The 17782-nt window shown below is 40.5% G+C and carries 14 protein-coding genes; 2 read left to right on the top strand and 12 right to left on the bottom strand.

Annotated elements, in window-relative coordinates; translation table 11 throughout:
- Positions 1-75 precede the first annotated feature (75 nt).
- From recA to I6N96_RS17005, 3 genes are all read right to left on the bottom strand, one after another.
- Positions 76-1128: a recombinase RecA gene (gene recA, locus I6N96_RS17015; RefSeq protein WP_209558771.1), complete on the bottom strand. Its 1053-nt coding sequence runs from the start codon at positions 1126-1128 to the stop codon at positions 76-78.
- Positions 1129-1231: 103 nt separating this feature from the next.
- Positions 1232-2479 carry a competence/damage-inducible protein A gene (locus tag I6N96_RS17010; RefSeq protein WP_209558770.1) on the bottom strand — a complete coding sequence of 416 codons (1248 nt, stop codon included), beginning with the start codon at positions 2477-2479 and terminating at the stop codon, positions 1232-1234.
- 163 nt (positions 2480-2642) lie between these two features.
- Positions 2643-3266 (bottom strand): NAD(P)-dependent oxidoreductase, encoded by a 624-nt coding sequence (locus I6N96_RS17005; RefSeq protein WP_209558769.1) that lies wholly within the window; start codon positions 3264-3266, stop codon positions 2643-2645.
- A 252-nt stretch (positions 3267-3518) separates the two neighbouring features.
- Here I6N96_RS17005 and I6N96_RS17000 point away from each other — a divergent pair, with 252 nt between their 5' ends.
- Entirely contained in the window at positions 3519-4031 is a 513-nt protein-coding gene (locus I6N96_RS17000; RefSeq protein WP_209558768.1) for a hypothetical protein, read from the top strand.
- A gap of 190 nt (positions 4032-4221) precedes the next feature.
- Here I6N96_RS17000 and lepB read toward each other — a convergent pair whose 3' ends face one another.
- The 9 genes from lepB to I6N96_RS16955 all read right to left on the bottom strand — a co-directional run bounded on the left by lepB (position 4222) and on the right by I6N96_RS16955 (position 14962).
- A complete protein-coding gene (gene lepB, locus I6N96_RS16995) occupies positions 4222-5118 on the bottom strand; it encodes a signal peptidase I (protein ID WP_209558767.1) in 897 nt (298 codons plus the stop codon).
- The gene (locus I6N96_RS16990) at positions 5115-5798 is read right to left on the bottom strand and encodes a hypothetical protein (RefSeq protein WP_209558766.1); all 684 of its coding nucleotides are present in this window, start codon (positions 5796-5798) and stop codon (positions 5115-5117) included. Before I6N96_RS16990 ends, lepB begins: the two co-directional genes overlap by 4 nt.
- A gap of 21 nt (positions 5799-5819) precedes the next feature.
- Positions 5820-6941, bottom strand: a complete 1122-nt coding sequence (locus I6N96_RS16985; RefSeq protein WP_209558765.1) for a WxLIP family cell surface protein — start codon at positions 6939-6941, stop codon at positions 5820-5822.
- A gap of 157 nt (positions 6942-7098) precedes the next feature.
- Complete coding sequence (locus I6N96_RS16980; RefSeq protein WP_209558764.1) at positions 7099-7845, bottom strand: WxL domain-containing protein; 747 nt, start codon at positions 7843-7845, stop codon at positions 7099-7101.
- 83 nt (positions 7846-7928) lie between these two features.
- The gene (locus I6N96_RS16975) at positions 7929-8738 is read right to left on the bottom strand and encodes a WxL domain-containing protein (RefSeq protein WP_209558763.1); all 810 of its coding nucleotides are present in this window, start codon (positions 8736-8738) and stop codon (positions 7929-7931) included.
- Positions 8735-9139, bottom strand: a complete 405-nt coding sequence (locus I6N96_RS16970; protein WP_209558762.1) for an LPXTG cell wall anchor domain-containing protein — start codon at positions 9137-9139, stop codon at positions 8735-8737. Before I6N96_RS16970 ends, I6N96_RS16975 begins: the two co-directional genes overlap by 4 nt.
- A 15-nt stretch (positions 9140-9154) precedes the next feature.
- Positions 9155-12763: a pectate lyase-like adhesive domain-containing protein gene (locus I6N96_RS16965; protein ID WP_209558761.1), complete on the bottom strand. Its 3609-nt coding sequence runs from the start codon at positions 12761-12763 to the stop codon at positions 9155-9157.
- A 194-nt stretch (positions 12764-12957) separates the two neighbouring features.
- Complete coding sequence (locus I6N96_RS16960; RefSeq protein ID WP_209558760.1) at positions 12958-13653, bottom strand: winged helix-turn-helix domain-containing protein; 696 nt, start codon at positions 13651-13653, stop codon at positions 12958-12960.
- 196 nt (positions 13654-13849) lie between these two features.
- Positions 13850-14962: a tyrosine-type recombinase/integrase gene (locus I6N96_RS16955; RefSeq protein ID WP_209558759.1), complete on the bottom strand. Its 1113-nt coding sequence runs from the start codon at positions 14960-14962 to the stop codon at positions 13850-13852.
- Between the two features lie 1732 nt (positions 14963-16694).
- On the opposite strand from I6N96_RS16955, the gene I6N96_RS16950 reads away from it, so the two are divergent.
- Entirely contained in the window at positions 16695-17750 is a 1056-nt protein-coding gene (locus I6N96_RS16950) for an ankyrin repeat domain-containing protein (RefSeq protein WP_209558758.1), read from the top strand.
- Positions 17751-17782 lie beyond the last annotated feature (32 nt).

Below are 17782 nucleotides of genomic sequence, written 5' to 3'. Positions count from 1 at the left end.
ACTGCTCCTGATGAACAAGAAGCCTTCTTGTCTCTCAGGAGCAGTTCTATTCTAGTAGAATAAATCTACTATATTCTATTCTTCGTCATCTAGAGGCAGTTCTTCTTGCCCTTCTACTTCTTCAACAACAATTGATCCATCACCGATACCAAATGCAGACCGCACTTTAACAGAAAGCTCCTCAACCATTTCAGGATGCTCCATCATATACGCTTTTACATTTTCACGTCCTTGACCAATTCGCTCGCCGTTGTAGCTGTACCAAGCACCACTCTTCTCTACAAGATCCTTTTCAACTGCCATATCCAGTAATTCACCTTCTTGGGAAATTCCCAAGCCGTACATTACATCAACTTCGGCTACTTTGAAAGGCGGCGCTACTTTATTTTTTACTACCTTGATTTTTGTTCGGTTTCCGACGATATCTGTTCCTTGCTTCAACTGTTCCGCACGACGTACTTCCAATCGGACTGTCGCATAGAATTTCAGCGCTCGTCCACCGGGAGTTGTTTCCGGATTACCAAACATCACGCCGACTTTCTCACGGATTTGGTTGATAAAGATAGCAATCGTCTTTGTTTTATTGATAGAGCCGGAAAGCTTACGCAACGCCTGAGACATCAAACGCGCCTGCAAACCAACGTGGCTGGCACCCATTTCCCCATCTATTTCCGCACGAGGGACTAAAGCTGCAACCGAGTCAATAACAACAATATCAATGGCACCACTTGATACTAAAGCATCAGCGATTTCCAAGCCTTGCTCACCTGTATCCGGTTGTGAAAGCAGTAATTCATCAATATTCACACCTAGTTTTTGCGCATACTGAGGGTCCAATGCATGCTCTGCATCGATAAAGGCAGCTGTTCCGCCTTGTTTCTGTACCTCTGCAATCGCATGAAGAGCAACGGTCGTCTTACCTGAGCTTTCAGGACCATAGACTTCAATGATTCTGCCTCGAGGATATCCGCCGACTCCTAAAGCAACATCTAAAGCCAGAGATCCACTTGGGATTGTAGATATTTGCTGGTCAATTTTCTCCCCCAGCTTCATGATTGAGCCTTTCCCGAAGTTCTTTTCTATTTTTTTCAACGCAGCATCTAATGCTACTTTACGATCATCAGCCAATTGATAATCCTCCTTATATATAAACATAGTTTTATTTCCAGTGATTATATCTTACCTGTTTTATCAATAAAAATCAAGAAAAAACGAACAGACATTCGCATTTTTATTTTTCCTTTAGAACTGCACGACGAATCAAATCCAAGCCTTTCATGGCAGCACTGTATCGAACATACTGTCGATCCCGACTGAAATGATAAAGTTCGGCAGTCGGTTTCTTGCCCTTTTCTGCAATCCCTATCCACACAGTTCCAGCTGGATGCCCTTCCAGTTCATCCGGACCAGCTGCTCCAGTAAAGGAAACCGCTAAATCTGATCCAACAAGTTGTAATGTACGTTCAGCCATAGCAATTGCACAAGCCTCGCTGACAGTTCCATGCTCTTTGATCAAACTTTCTGGGATTCCCAGCAATTCCGTCTTCATTGCTGCTGAGTACGTAACAAAGCCGCCTTGGAGTACTTTGGATGCACCCGAGACATTCCCAATCATACTCTGGAAAAGTCCTGCTGTCAGGCTCTCGGCGGCTGCCAGAGTCTTATTGTGTTTCGTCAATAGTCGAACAGTTGTTTCTTCCAGACTATTCTCATCGCCATAACCGTAAAAGAACTCTCCCACGATTGCCAGCACCTGCTCCTCCAACTGTTGAAGCATTGCCTCACCTTCAGCTTTTGACGAAACTTTGGCAGTTAAACGCAATGTCACTTCATTCGGCTTGGCGTAAGGAGCCAAAGTCGGATTGGTCTGCGCATCAATCAGCTCTTTCAAATCAGTAACAAGCTGTGACTCTCCAATTCCATAAAAACGTAAAACTCTTGAGAGCAACTGTTCCTTCGTTGGAAAAAGTTCCTGAAGCAACGGACGTACATGCTGAAAGAACATCGGTTTCAGCTCGCTTGGCGGTCCCGGCAACAATAAGTAGCTAGTTTCTCGTTCCATCACGAGTGTTCCGACAGCTAGTCCGGTAGGGTTAGGGATACTTATGCCGCCTTCTATGATCAATGCCTGCTGTAAATTATTCTCTGTCATTTTCCGTTGTGAAAATCGGAAAAATTCTAATAATTTAGCCATCCCTTCTGGGTCTTGAACTAGTTCTTTTTGAATGTGCAGTGCAACGCCATCCTTTGTCAAATCATCCTCCGTGGGTCCTAGTCCTCCACACAGAACAATTAAATCACTTCTTTGCTCTGCTTCATTCAATACATCAAGCAGACGTTGCAAGTTGTCTCCGACTACTGTATGATAATAAACTTCTATACCTAGATCTGCCAGCTCTTCTGAAAGAAAAGTTGCGTTGGTATTTACTACCTGTCCGAGCAGCAGCTCTGTTCCGACAGCGATAATCTCTGCTTTCATGTTTTACCTCTTCTCAATTAATCTACGTAAAAAAACATAATTTCATTTTAACACATAGAAAATTCCATTCAAAAACATTCTAAATATCGCAACGATTCACTTTACTCCTAAAAAACAGGGGGGAACAGCTATTTGTATGACCTATTACTGCCCAAAACAGAAATCATGAATAAACACTGATCCGCTGGTTCAAATGAGCAGCATGTTCAATCTCATCTGCCAACGCAATAGCATAATCAGCGTAACTGATATAGCTTTTCCCAGCTGCGTTTCGTGTAAGAACTTCTCCTGCCAGCTGATAATGACCAGTTCTTTCACCATGCGCATCAAATGTTTCCGCCGGACTGACATAAGTCCAAGTCACACCAGACGAGTGCTTCAACAGCTGCAGGCTCTCACTCATAGCAGTCGGAACTGCTTTATATTCCTTCGGAAAATCAGGGCTATCCTTCAATTCTATTGTTTGCTCTGCGTCTATATAGAGGCTGCCAGCCCCTCCCACTACCACTAACCGTACAGAAAGTCCTGCTAAAATAGTAAGCAGATGCTCCATAGAAGAAGAAAATTCTTCAACGTGGTCTCTAAAACCAAGCGCACAGACCAATACATCAAAGTCTTTGATATCATTTGCTGAAAGTGAGTAAATGTCCTTTTCAATTGTAGGTACCTTCTCTTCCAACTTGTTTTTCGACCGAACAATTGCAGTAACATCTAAATTCCTTCTTATAAGCTCTTTAATAATCAATGAACCGGCTTTACCATTCCCACCTAGTACAGCGATTCTCATGTCCAGACACCCCTTCTAGAATTTTTGACTGAAGATCGAGCCTTTATAGATAAGCTCAATGTTCCTTCTTACTACAGTAAATTCTACTGTCCTCAAGTGTTTTAATCAAATAAGACGAGTTTTTTTATTCATCAAATGAAACATAAATTTATTTTTAATTAATCTTGTGGATTTGCCTTTAAAAAACATGGTAGAATAGCGATAAAGAGAATTTACATATTTATTAGTTTTTGGCGCATAAGGAGGAAAAGTATGAAAAAAGGGATGTCTTTTATTTTATTAGGCATTTGCTGTTTTGCTATTGCTGCCTGCAGCAACAACGAAAAACCGGCAACATCCAATAGTTCAGCAACAACAACCAACAGCACCACCATCACTTCCAGTGAAGCTCCTGCACAGCCTCTCATCTCTGCACAGGAAGTTGTCCAGAAGTTTCAAGAGGCAGGCCTTGCAGTCTATGAAGAACGAGATATGACTGAAGCTGATTACGGCCTGGCACCTATGAAAGCTTCATCGGGTGTTATATTCGGTGTGTATTACTCAGAATACTCTGCTTCCTATTTGAATGGTCGCCTGACTGCTTATACCAATTTGGCAGACTTACAGGAAGCTAAAGCTTTCTATGACAATTTAACAGCTGAAAACGAACAGTACAAATCATGGACAGCTGTAAATGAAAACAAATTGGTCCTACTTCAAATGAATGGCGGGATCGACGAAGTGGCTTTCAGTGAGTTCCAATATGTTCTGGAAAATCTACAATAGATATCCCAGATCCAGATAACGATACACAATGACATAACGACAAAAAAGGCAGTGTTAAACAACCCGTGCGATTGCACCTAGTTGTTTAACACTGCCTTTTACTAATTATTGAGACTACCACAGTCTACCCAGACGAATAAAACCTGCTCATAATTTGTACGGAAAGAAATATTCTTCTTTCCGAGAAAAATTAAAACCCCGTAAGAACATTCAATGGCAATAGCCGAGCCTTTACTATACCAATAATCTGTTCACTGGTAATCAACCCGTACTCTCGACTGTCCGAGCCGTACTCTCGATTATCTGCCAGCACAAGATAGCACTTATCAGGAACAACCTGCGCCCCACTGATAGCCAATAACTGAAAGTCCTCTGTATATTGACCACCATTTTTCTGCGCTTCATTGATTTCATTAATAATAAACTTTTCATCAACAGCCTCGCCATTCACATAAAGAACATCATCACTATAATAAATCCGTTCCCCAGGCAAGCCAATCACGCGTCGGATCTGTTGTACTTGTCCCCGCTGAAACAGCACCATATCCATTCGTTCCACGTCTTTAGACTTCCGAATGAAGACAGTATCCCCATCCGTTAAAGTCGGCATCATACTGTATCCATTAACCTTCTCCACACCAAAGAAAAGAGTGCTGATAGCCAAGGAAGCAAGTGCCGTCACAAGTAGGACCGCCAAAAAATCATGAACACCCCTACGAACTCCTGTAAAGAAAATACGCTTGCGCCTTTTACTCTTTCGTTTTCCAAATAACCTTGTCTTAGACTGCTTTTTGAAAGAGGAAGCTAGCTTATTTATACGAGGCTGTGATTTTTTTGAAGACAGCCGTTGTCTTGGTTTCTTTCTTTTGGGTTGTCGTTGTAAAGATTGGCTTCTCTTATTCTCAGAGCATTGTTTTTTTTTCTTTGATTGCAGGTTTGCAGCACTCTTTCTTTTTGATGGTTGTTCGGTGTTTTTTTTGGCATTTTTTTCAACATTTCCAACAGATCGCTTTTGTACTGCACTTAGCTTTTCAGATTGTTTCTGCTGTCGCTGCCTAGGGTTCTTTCTTTTCTGTCCTTTTGTCATTCATCCTCACTTGCTCCTTCTTCCTCAAGCGCTGATTGATTGACCTTGAAATACTCAAAGGCTCCAGCTTCATGGGTAATAGCCTTTTCAATATCTACTTGAAATTCTGCTACCAGCTCGCTGCTGCCATAAAAGTTATTACTCACTCGTGTCGCATTCACTCCAAGTTCGGACAAGGCGCTATAGTAACGGTTCAGAGTAGATTGCCCCTCTTTAGTATTCAATGTACTCGCTTTTTTCGTTGAATACGCCGCCAGAGTAGTCGCTAAATAGCGGATATTTTGCTGAGAAGCAGCCTGATCCTCAGTCTGATCAGCCGCTTTCTCCAACTCTTCCTGAAAATCTCTCAAAAGATAGTAGGAACGGACAATTAGAGCAGAATCATCAGAGGAAAGATTGATGGACTGGTAGTAACTCGTATACCCAGCAGCGCCCCCGCTGCCGGCTGCCACTATTAATAAGAGAACAGCAAAGACAACGGACTTTTTTCGCTGTTTCTTTAATTTTATTTGCGCTGCCTTCCATCGCTTTCGCTTTTTTTTATTTTTTGGTGGACGCTGAGGCAGCTTTTTCAGCTTCTTGCTTTGAAATATACTCCTGACTAAAAAGTACATTCCAAAAAGAGCACAGAGAATCCCGCCGATTACAGCCCCCATAATGATCCAAGCCAGTATTGTCATATGTGCCGCTCCTTATCTTCTTTAAACTTTCTTCTTCCTTGATTCATTTCCTTTTTTCTTAGATTTCCCACCCTTTTGTTTCCCTTTCTTCCTTCGAAGAAGTGTGGCAACTAAGAAAATCACGACAACGAGCCCAACAAATCCACCGACAATCATCGCCACTAACGCCCAGTCGATTCCCGTTTCCTGAGTCAAGCCGACATCTCGTTCATTGTATTTCTGAGCTTCTTCATCCGAGATTTCAAACTCCTCTGTCCAATCCCAGCTCAGTTCCCCAGAGGTCGCGATCATACGAAGAGTGTATGTGCCTGCCTCCATTTGATCACCATTCATTGTAATCGGAAATTCCATAAAAGAATTCGGCGCCATCCGCATAGAGGTCTTTTTCGCTTCGTACAACACAGTACTGCTTCCTTGCTTCATTACCTGTGCTTCCACAGTCAGATCATTCAAATAAGCAGCAACCACATTCGAGAAGTTGGCATAAACTGAGTTACGGTAATTCAGCTGACCTGCATAAGCACTATTAAACTTCAAATCTGGAGTCAGATCCATCTCACTTTCCTGTAATAAAATGGAGATCACATACGCATATTGATTGATGACAGTCGAGCCTCCGCTTGTATCAGCATCCTCTGCTTGTCCAGCCCTCATCAACTGGATACCTCCAGCTACCACTCCTTCAAAACTAGTTTCCGGCATTTGTATTGATAGATCTACTTGTTTGGTTTCGCCAGCAGCCAAGTCAACTGATTCTGGTCCGGTCACTAAGTCCTCAAAAGCAAAGACAAGAGAAGCATCATTTTCAATTTCACTGTTCGCATATTCAATAACACCATTTTTATTTGTTTTTGCTCCATTCAAAGCTAAATCAATTGTTATTGCTTCTGAACTAGAGTTATTTAGAACGAAAGAAATAGTCTGTTGTTGCCCTGGTGTCATTCCCAATCGATAATACCCCAAGCTGCTATCTGTTTGATTTTCCGGATAAATTATATTGTATGTAAATCCCGAGGCTGAGACTGCAGAAGTTTCCTCTGCTTCTTCACTATCCGCTGTTCCCCAAGCTGTTGAGTTCCCTGTAAATGTTGCTGCAAAAAACAAAAGGGTAGTTAATAGGGTGATTCCAAATCTTTTTTTCATATCATTGACCTCATCATTCTTATTTGTGAGCAGAACAACTGCATTAGCCGCTTGTTCTATGTATACAGCTTTTAAATAGACAGAAGTAAGCTGGCGAGAAACTCACCAGCTTACTAGTGAAACATAAGATACTAGCTTATTAAAAGCTGATTGCTAATTAAGCAGTTGCACCCATTGTCCAAGTTACTGTTGCAACATAAGTTGCTTTTGCCATTGAAGAAGCAACGCTTGTAGGAATTTCTAAAGTAACAGATTCTGAATCAGTACCAGCAGCTCCTGTATAAGCAGCACTTTGTCCGAATTCCAGTGTCCACAAACCACTTCCTTCACCATTTGCAGCTTTAACGAAGTTTTGTGGTCCATTTTCTGTACTCAATGTTACAGAAGCTGATGGTGCCGCAGTGATTGATCCTGTACCAGAAGTTGCTAGTAATGGATTTGTATAAGTGATTGTTGAACCATCCAATGCTGCAGTTCCGTTACTAAATTGACTTGTCAGCTCAGCTGAAATTGTGTAACCTGTGTATTCACCAGTTACGTCACCAAATGAAACAATATTTCCACGAGTTTCGCCAGCTTTGCCGCCGATCAATTCAATCGCTTTTGCATTAGCTGTTGTTTTACCAATTGCGATCGTACCAAAATCTAAATCAGAAACCGCAATAATCCCTTTGTCTTTGATATCTGGATTTGGAGTAACGCCTGGAGTGTTAGGGTCAATTCCAGGTCCGTCTGGATCTTCCGGGTCAACGATGCTGTCTGGATCAGTTGGATCGATGATACCAGCGCCAACCTCTACTGTACCTTTAGAATCCAAATCTGTTTGAGCATATGCTCCTACTGGTACTAGTGATGCTCCAATAACTGTTACTAATGCTGCTGCACATAATGTCTTTAATTTCATTTCTTTGTTCCTCCTAAATTTTCTGTGTTTTTTATTTACAAATGGGATTATCCCAGTTTGTCTAACTTAAGGTAGTGCGTGTGTTATTCCGTTGGTCCAGCTTCTAACGTCCATGTTAGAGTCGTTGTATACTGAACAGGATAAATCTTAGTCGTATCAGGTACTGTCAAAAATACTGCGCTATTGCTATGCGCCTGCTTATTGAAGGTTGTATCCATCACAGCATTCCCTTCTGAATCTTTCAAAGGTGACAGTGTGTTTTCCTGATTTGAGGTATTCTCTGACGAAGCACCAAAGGCAATCGACCAAACCCCTTTTCCTTCTTTGCTTCCAGCCGTAGCAACAGTATACGCAGTACCCATTTCATTAAGGCCTAGCGTATCTCTGCTAACCGTCGGCGTTCCGCTGCTTCCAGCAGAATTTGCCCAGCCATTGCCAAAAGAAAGTACTGCACCATCCAAGCTCTGATTCTCCAAATCTTGAATAATCGAGCTATGAAATTGGGCATCCTGAGACAAGGTTAGTGTCCAGCCCGCTGCTTCACCGCGGTAATCACTTACTTGAATATAGTAACCGCGAGCTTCTGTATCACTGTGAAACAGCTGTGCCAACGAATCAAATTGACGATCCGTTTTGGTAATTTCCGCCGACCCAAAGTTCAAAGCAGAGGCAAAATCAATTCTGAGGTCGCCTTTTGTCGACGGCCCTTCACCAGGGTCTACTTCTTCTCCCGGTTTTTCCGGATCTATCGGATCACTGGTATCTTTTCCTTCAACAGTTACAGAGCCGTTAACACTGTGTTCTGTTGCTTGTACCTGTTTTCCGCCAATTACTGTTGCACCGGATAAAAGAAGAACAGCTATAGAAGCTTTTAAACATTGACTTATCTTCATATTTGCTCTTCCTCCTTCTTCTTCCGTCGATTCCAAAGAATCAGTACAAACAGCAAGATAGCTCCTACACCTGCAAAGCTGTAATTACGAATCATTTCACCTGTACTTGGATACGATCCCTGAGGTTTTGTAGTACTACCGGAATTAGCTGCCGCCTCTGACGATGAATCAGAAGTGCTGCTGGATTCCCCTGGTACCTCTGACGAAGAAGTCGACGTTGAAGTCTCTGTCGTCGAGGACTCTATGGTTGAAGATTCTGTCGTTCCCTCATAGAATGTAATCTGACCTTTAACACTGACCTGACCTCCAGCTCCTGTTGTTGCCGAAGCTGCCGCTGAGAATCCAACTACACCAAGTAAAAATAGCCCTAAAGTCAGGAGAAACGCATTTTTTATTTTCATTTTTCCCCTTCCCTTCTATGGTTGTCCTGCCATGATTGTCCATGTGACAACACCGGAGTACTTACCAACACTTGAAACAGTTGTTTTCGTCGGATCAGCAATCAGCTTCAACCCGGGGTCATTTGATGTATTCCCCCAAGTACTTGTTATATCAAAGCTTCCGCCAGCACTGCTGGTGTAAACAGCCTGACTACCATAATCCAAAGTCAGTGGGATTTCATTCCCTGAGCTATCCACATACCATAAGGCTTCGTTCATGATTGAACCAGTGGAAACATTGATCATGTTTTCTGTCAGTTCTGCATAAAGTGTCCAACCATCAGTTGTATCTGCTCGTGTATCTGTCACAACTAAATCATCATCTGTTGTTGGATTGTCTACACGTTGTACCTTAGCATTGTACGTAAGGCTGCCAAAATCGACCGTTGCCGGTGCTGAAGTCAGCTCTAGAACACCTTTAAATTTATACGTTACGGTTGTTCCTGATGCGCTAACTACAATCCCAGCTTCAGAATCAGGACGATTTGTGATTACATAGCTTCGACCTTCTACATCTGCAATTGCGTCTAAGACACTTTGCGTCGTTGTCAGATCGACCGATTGACCGATATCTGCTGTAAGAACGATTTCTTGATGCAGCTCCTCATCCAATTCATTTACAAATTGAACAGTTACTGTACTTTCACTTTTTTCAACAACTACTGTAATCGTCTTCGTCAAGTTTTCGCCTGGAACACTCACTTCTACCTGATAACTGCCATCTAAAGAATTTAAGTTCAAGCTTCCCAAGTTTGAGACAACAATCTGATCTGTTAAATCAACTTTTGCATCATTTTCAATTTTGAAAGCAGCCGCATTACTCTCAGCAAGAATGAATTCTTTTAGCTCATCCAAGGTGTTGAAACCTCTTACTACAGCTACACTCGTCGTTACATCATCCGCTGTGATTTCACGGTCTGCTGCTAAAACGTGAAGTTTTGCTTCCCATGGTACATCACTTGGATTCATATTCGGGGAGGCATTGCCATCTGCATCAACTGCACGGTCTGCGACATCCAGCTTCACGTCATAAACGCCCACTGTTGTCATCCAACCGTCGATCATCGCTTGAGGACTTGCTGCATTATAGTAGGCATCCCAAACTGCCGGATTTACTCCTTTATCCGTAACGGAAGAAACAAACTCTGAAGCTGCTGGCGACGCACCGTTGACAACGCGATAAATATCCTTCGTTACAACCTCCGGTGCTGTTTTATCCAACACAACAGTCGTTGCATCATTTTCCTTACCATAGCGCCATGAATGTACACGGATCGTATCTCCTACATACAAGGTCACATCATTTGGTAAAGTAAATGTATAATCACCACTTGCATCCGCATTGACATGGTAGTTATAGCTAGTATTGCTTGCCCAATCATCTACTTCGTTTGCCTTATTCGCACCACTTAGCTTTTCCTCTGTTGAAGAACCCGCACGAGTGATATAGATAGTCACCATTGCCAACGGATTGGTACGACCTGAAATCTGTTGGCCGCTTAAAATCGTTTCATTGTCTGAGACTTCGCTTATCTCAACCTCAACATCCGGTATCCATTCATAAAGTACTCGATTGAAGCTTTCTGTACGATAATTAGTTACAAAATCATTTTTAGTCGCCGTTGACACACTATTTGCGACAACATCGGTTGTTCCAGAACGTGCATAAGTGATCTGAGCATTGTAAATCGGCGTCCACTCATAATTGGAAGCAGTTTTATCATCTGCAGAATTGCCTTTATTCCATGCATAAACTGCTTGAATATCCGCATTAAAAGTACCTGCCATATTTACCAGCTCTACATTGTCATTTCCTTGTGCATTCAAGTCAACTCGATAGGCATCTGCAAATGTGAAGCTTCCATTTCCGACATAGAACATGTTTCTGCTCCCTGTCCCATCATGAACCTTCATATCAAAAATACCTTTTCTCCCAACTGTAAATGATCCACTATCTACTTGAAGTATATTAGCTGTCGCACTGACATCATTTATAGAAGTTAGACTGGTAGTCCCTGTATAGGCCGTACCAGTTTGGCTTTTGACATCGAAATTAACTTCACCTTCGTCCTCCACCACAAAGCTAGAGTTAGCACCAACCATTTTGAGCGCTGATCCAAAGGAACCGTTCATATTCAAGTTGAATGCTGCTTTGGAAGAAACGTATATGCTGCTGTTCGCAGCCATCCGAATCCCCTGAACATAACCTAAAGCTGCTGTACGATAATACCGAGAATTTTCCATGGTAACATCTAAAACGGCGTTTTCGTCAGACAAAATGATTTTAGAATAAGAATCTAAAGTCAACCCGGAATAATATGGATAAGTAGCTGCTGTAACATTCGATATTCCTGTGCTGCCAACTGAACCAGTCTCCCATTGTTGTCCAATACGTTCATCAGTAATAATTTTCAACTCAGCATCTTTACCAATATTCACAATTGTATTCCTTGAACTGCTCCCGCCTGTCAAACGCATCCCAGCACGATGTGTACCAGTAACATCGACAGTCATTGAAGCTCCTTCATTAAGAATCAGACTACCGCCATTTTGAATATTAGCTCCTGCATTAACAACTCCACTACTCGCGTTATAAGAATAGCTCTCTCCACCATCACCCTTAGATGTAACGTTTAGTGTTGCATTTTTCTCTAAGTATGCATAAGGAGAATTCCCTGCATTTTGTGATAGGTAGCCGCCAATCAGCAAGCCATCTCCTTTTCCAGTGATGAAATTTGTTATACTATCTTCTAAAATAATCGCACGATGAGCTTCCAAACCAGAGGCAACTGTTGCAACACCATTATTAGTGACAGTATTAGTTACTCCATTAATTGTGTAAGTGTAGTTTGCATTTGCCGAAATCACCGTGTTTGTCCCTTTGAAAACAAGGGTTGCATAGTATGCAGCTGTCAGCTGAGAACCTTCATAAGTTATATTGTCATAAACAATATATTTGTTTTGATAGACCTCTGTAGAAAAACAGCCATACGGAGAAGAGCCATACATCGTTAGATTCTTCAGATAATATCCTCTAGCTGTAGATCCAGTCATCCAATACGAAATTTGTTGTGTATTCAGTTTATGACCATTTCCATCAACAACTAGGCTAGGTTTGGATGTTGATATGATTGTTGCCGTACTACCTCCCTGAGTTGTACTCGGGTTGTCAATATCCGCCATCAACTTAATATAAGTTGTTGTACTGTCAATCATAGCCGCATTAAATTCAGTCCAAGTTGAGACTTCCTTATACGCTGTACCGGATGGCACGGCATCTACATTTGGGTTACCCCATATTGAATACGTTTTGTCATCTGAATATGGTGGTTGTGTCGTATCGGCAAGGGGAGAAACTAAACTAGCCGGATCACTTGATACCTCATTTATCTCTGTTGAACCTCCTAAATCAGTAGGATCATCCAGCATGCTGTCTACATCGAACGAGCTCGCTAGAGTTGACGCATCTCCTGATTCTTCCGCTTGTATAGGATCTATTCCCTTAGATAAAAACACTCCCAGTCCGCCAACAGTCAATACTATTGTCGACAATAAAAAAATCATATGTTTCTTGCCTTTTTTCATTCTGTATTTTCATCTCCTTTCCTTTCATATTTGTTTGCATATCTAAAGGCAGATATACATCTATTTCAATTTTCTTAAAAATGACTGGTTGCGGATAAGATTTCATATTGTGCTTTCTCCAACATAACCCTTTCACTCTTTCAGAAAACGAAATACTTTCTAACGACCTCCTGAAACACGCGCCCAGTATCTATTTAAGCTTCAGACAGCATGTACCCTTTTGAACGAACTGTACGAATAAGTGTTGGTTCTACGCCAGATTTCTCCAGCTTGCTTCGCAAATGAAAAACTAGATTTGCTACTTTGTACTTATTATTCTTATATGGCTTCTGCCAAATATGCTCATGGATTTCCTGATAGGAGACACCTTTTAAATAGTTATTACACAGCAGTTGCATCAGTTGGAACTCCAACCTTGTCAGCGCTATTTCCTCTGTAGAATCTGAAAATTTGATACTCAAGTTATGTGGAATCAGTTCAATTCCATGTATATGTTCGGCAGGTTTTTTGATGACCTCCACCTGCTTCTCTTGATAGTATCTTTTTAATGAGTTATTGATGATTAGATTGATCGCTTCCGGCTCATCTTCTCCTGTAAATGCTCCATCGGCACCCATTTGGAGATAAATAATTTTTTGAATCGAAGATGGTTCCTCCGAAAATACCCATATGAGTGGATTGGATTTCTCTTTGATTTTCATGATCAAACCACAAATCTTTCCAATATTCTGATTCGTATCCTCTTTTAGAAAGACACCATCTAAGTTGCTGATTATCGCATCCATATTCTCCGAATCAACCTGAATAAGATTGCATTTGGAATTGCTCAAGTTTTCTATGTATGTGTGCTCAAAATCTTCCGTCGGTTGATTAACACCTATGTTGTACATTCTGCATCCTCCTTCTCATGAAATTACAGCATAATATTTTCAAAATTTTTACCAATGTTTTATTATTAATAAAGCAAACGAACAAAGAAAAACACTCTTCTTGTAATTTAGTATTACAAGAAAGCCTCTGTATTCCCTAGGGAATACAGAGGCTTCTAAATTTCTGACGGTTTTTCTGACGGCGAATAGATGACTATCAGAACTCTTTAAACTGCAATCGATCAATTATTTCAACTGCTTCTTTTCTTTTTTCCCACAAAGAATCTGTATAAGTATCTAAGGTCATTTTTACAGAATTATGACCCAACAGCTTACTCAATGAGGAAATGTCTACATTGTTTTCTATACACCTTGTGGCAAATGTATGCCTTAACACATGGAAATGAAATGTCCCTATTTCAGCTTGCTTAATCAATTTCTGCAATCTATAATTGATAACTCTTGGTTCCGCAAAGCTTCCATTGCTGGACACTACATAATCTGAATCATTGGTACTTCTTCGCTCCAGCAAATACTCCTTGAGATATTTAGCTAAAGGTATCTTCCTAAGAGAGCTTTTGGTTTTTGGTGTATCTATCAATACCTTTGTTCGGTTGAGATTTTCCGGATCCGGGATTCTCTGCAAAGTGCAATTCACATTGATTATTCCATAGTTAAAATCGATGTCTACCCACTTCAATCCGCAAATTTCTCCAATCCTCATTCCCGTTGCTAAACTAATGATAACTGCTGAACACCCAGGTTCCTCAAACGCTAACTCTTCGAGTTTTCGCTGTTGTTCAATTGAAAGTGCATGAATTTCCCGAGCCCTATTTTGGGCAGAAAAAGGCAAACCTCGACAAGGATTGACAACTAAATTACCTGTTTCAACAGCATAATTGAAACTACTGCTTAATATAGTAAAAATGTTTTGAATCGTATTCTCTGAATACTTTTCAGCAATTAAATGCTGTAAAAAAGTATTGATATGCTTCTTTTCTATTAAGTGAAGCTTTTTACTCCCAAGAAAAGGAACAATGTGGTTTCGAAGTTTAGACTCATAACTTGTCCAAGTTGATTGCTTCACTTGATTCTTAATGGCAATATGAAGCCAATAATCCAACCATTCAGAAAGTGTTCCGTCAAATGTACCAAGTGACATCTCAGGATAATATACGCGCTTTTCTGACATTTTTTCCCGAACTTCGCTATATTTCTTACCATATATATAGCCATATACAATCTGTCCATTCTTATTTCTAGATTTTTTGTACCTTCCTTCCCATCTTCCATCTTTTCTTCTATAAATATTTTCTCCTCTTTTAGCCATTCTTCTCCACTCCCATTTGACGCTTCATTTGACGACTTATTCGTCATTTCAAAAAGCAAACTACATAAAATAACTTACAATACATCAAAAATAAAAAAGTTTCTCTCATTTTTTTGTTTATTAATAAAAAAACATGAGAGATATTTTTCATTTTTAGTATAGACTACCGAAAAAATATGAATTATAATTTGATTACATCGAAATAATATCAATTTTTTCTTTTCTTGTAATACTAAATTACAAGAATCTTATTTTTTATATAAATAAAAAACAAAAAAATGCATAAACATATATAATCAAACACTATTTCCACCATGTTTCAGTATTATCCAAGCTATTTTCCTTGATGTCAATAGAAGTAAAGCTTTCAACCTCACTACCCCCTCTTTTAAGTAGCCTATTAAATAGCATTTTCTCTTCTATTCATAATCTTTTTTCCGTAAGTATAAAAAAACACTATTATTTTTATCAATTAAAAACTAAAACAATTTTTATTAATTGCATCAATATGAAAATTATCAACACATCTGACATTCCTTCATTTTCTTTCCCGCCTTCAAACTATATCAGAAGGGTTTAAATATCCTGAATCTCACCTTACCAACTTCAATATGCAGCTGCTCGAATCAAAGCTTTTCATTGCTGAGAGAAAAGAAAAAATAACAATTAGGGTGATCGTTCGTTTATCTATCTGTTTTTTACATAAATAATAGGAAAGCGTGAGACAATCTTTTGTCTCACGCTTTCCACACTGCCAATGCTGTTAGGTGTCTGGGTCTTACTATGCAGGGAATCGCTTGTTTATCAGGTCATAAATATAGTTTCATTTCTGAAAGCTGTTTAGCGATTGGCAGCATGTTGAAAAGTTTCCCGCTTAAAGCCTTTCATTTTCAGTAATAGCAGGTAAACCAAAAAAAAGCAGCATTGAGGGCACAAATGTCTACTCTCAATACTACTTTAATCAACAAATATATAGCCTGTTTTCTTCTACCCAATCCCGTTCGGCTCTTTCAAGAAGCCAATCCGAAACAATCATTTTTCTTTGTCCCCTCCCCATTCCAATTCTCCAAACAATAACATAAAGAGAAATAAAAGAGTGGAAATTTCCAATGAAATTGAGTAAAATAAATACAGGTCAACGCTCGCGTTGGCTGATTAAGGCAACTTGTATTGATAGGTCACACTATCCTTACAGGGCTTTGTTTCATGGTTGCCGCCATGAAGCAAAGTGCCTTTTTATTTTGATTTACACTACTATTACATGCTTTATTTTAAAGAGAAACCGTTTAATAGTCAAGCTAAAATAGCGGAATCACGGACAATTCTCACGGAATTCGAGCTATTACAGCTCTCTAAAAAACTTACTTCCCAAGTTAAATATACTTAACTGATCGTTCATCAAAACAGCTATTTTAACGAATCAAGAAAGTGAGCGATGTCACAGTAAGACTTTCCCATACCCTCCTACCCTATTTCATCGGACTACTACTAATCAAAAACCGCCGGTTCTTATCTTCTTTCTTACCACCTAGAATTCCCCCCAGACATTTGATTCAGCAGCAGCTCTCATCAATAGTAAATTTAAAGCTTACCTATGACGAAGCTACTCCTTTTCTTAGCCTACCCCGCTTTCTAGACTATCCTTTCATCTATCCATTGATTATAATAAATAAGAACGGAATAATATCGCTTACACTAAAACCTGATTGAAGAAAAATAAGGAGGGATTGATTTGGGAAAAAAGAGGCTGACATTACCCAAAGATTTTGCAGAGCTATGTGAACGAGGAGATCTTGACGAGCTGAGGGCTGTTTATCAAACGTGCGAATTAGAAGCTTATACCGGCTATAGTAAAGCAACTGCCTACAGCTGCTTTGGTATTCCCGAAGCTTTTATTATCTGGCTGAAGGAGAAAGGAGCAGATATCAATGCTCGAGATACTTACCAAAAAACAGCGTTGCATCATCATGCTGTCTATTGGAAGTCCAGTATTGAAGCATTGCTGAAAAACGGAGCTTCCGTTGCATTAACTGACTCTCAAGGAAACACCCCTTTACATATAGCAGCAGGAGCTTCCAGAACCACGGCAGTAAACTCCTTACTTGTTTATGGCACACCTGTTGATGTGAAAAACAAAATGGGACAAACACCTTTAGAAGCCTGTCTGGCACAATGCACAAATGCCAGCCTCACAGAAACGGCAAAAGTAGTTCTATTATTATTAGAGAGCGGGGCTCAAAAAACAAGCAAGATGACTGCCTATGTGGAAAAGATTGGAGAAACCTTTGAATTCTACCGCAGCAACTTCAATCCAGAAAGCCTTGCAGAAACCGAGACAGCACTACAAACACTATACACACTCTTCAGTGTTGCTCCCGCAGCCAGAAGAAAAGAGCACGATGGTACATCACCAATCGTACTAAGCACCAAAACCTGGCAAAAACAGCACGAAGAATTGTGGGAGTTATTGGTTCCCGGCAGTGGTTCTTGCCAGACATTGCAAGGGGAGGTTATCCGAATCACTGGAAAGGTAGCCGATGAAATCTTCCGTAATGGCGGAGGTAATTGGGATCGAGACTTCAACATGATGGTACATTCATTGAACAATTCCTTCAAAACCGGAACCCCTCTATCTGAAAATCAATTACAAGAAACCGCTCTGCTGACAAAAGCGATTGCCAGAGGAAACGGCGACGAGGAACTGGCACGACTTAGCGAACTAGCTGTTCACTGGGTGCTATTGAATCCTACGCCAATAGCACTGGAAAAACCAGCTTATAAAAGATAACGCAAATAAGCCTTGAAGACGATTTATCTTCA

This window comes from Enterococcus larvae (assembly GCF_017830045.1).
In the GTDB taxonomy this organism is placed as follows: Bacteria; Bacillota; Bacilli; order Lactobacillales; family Enterococcaceae; genus Enterococcus_L; species Enterococcus_L larvae.
The sequence above is the reverse complement of the archived record's forward strand: the minus strand, read 5'-3'. Positions and strand labels throughout refer to the sequence as shown.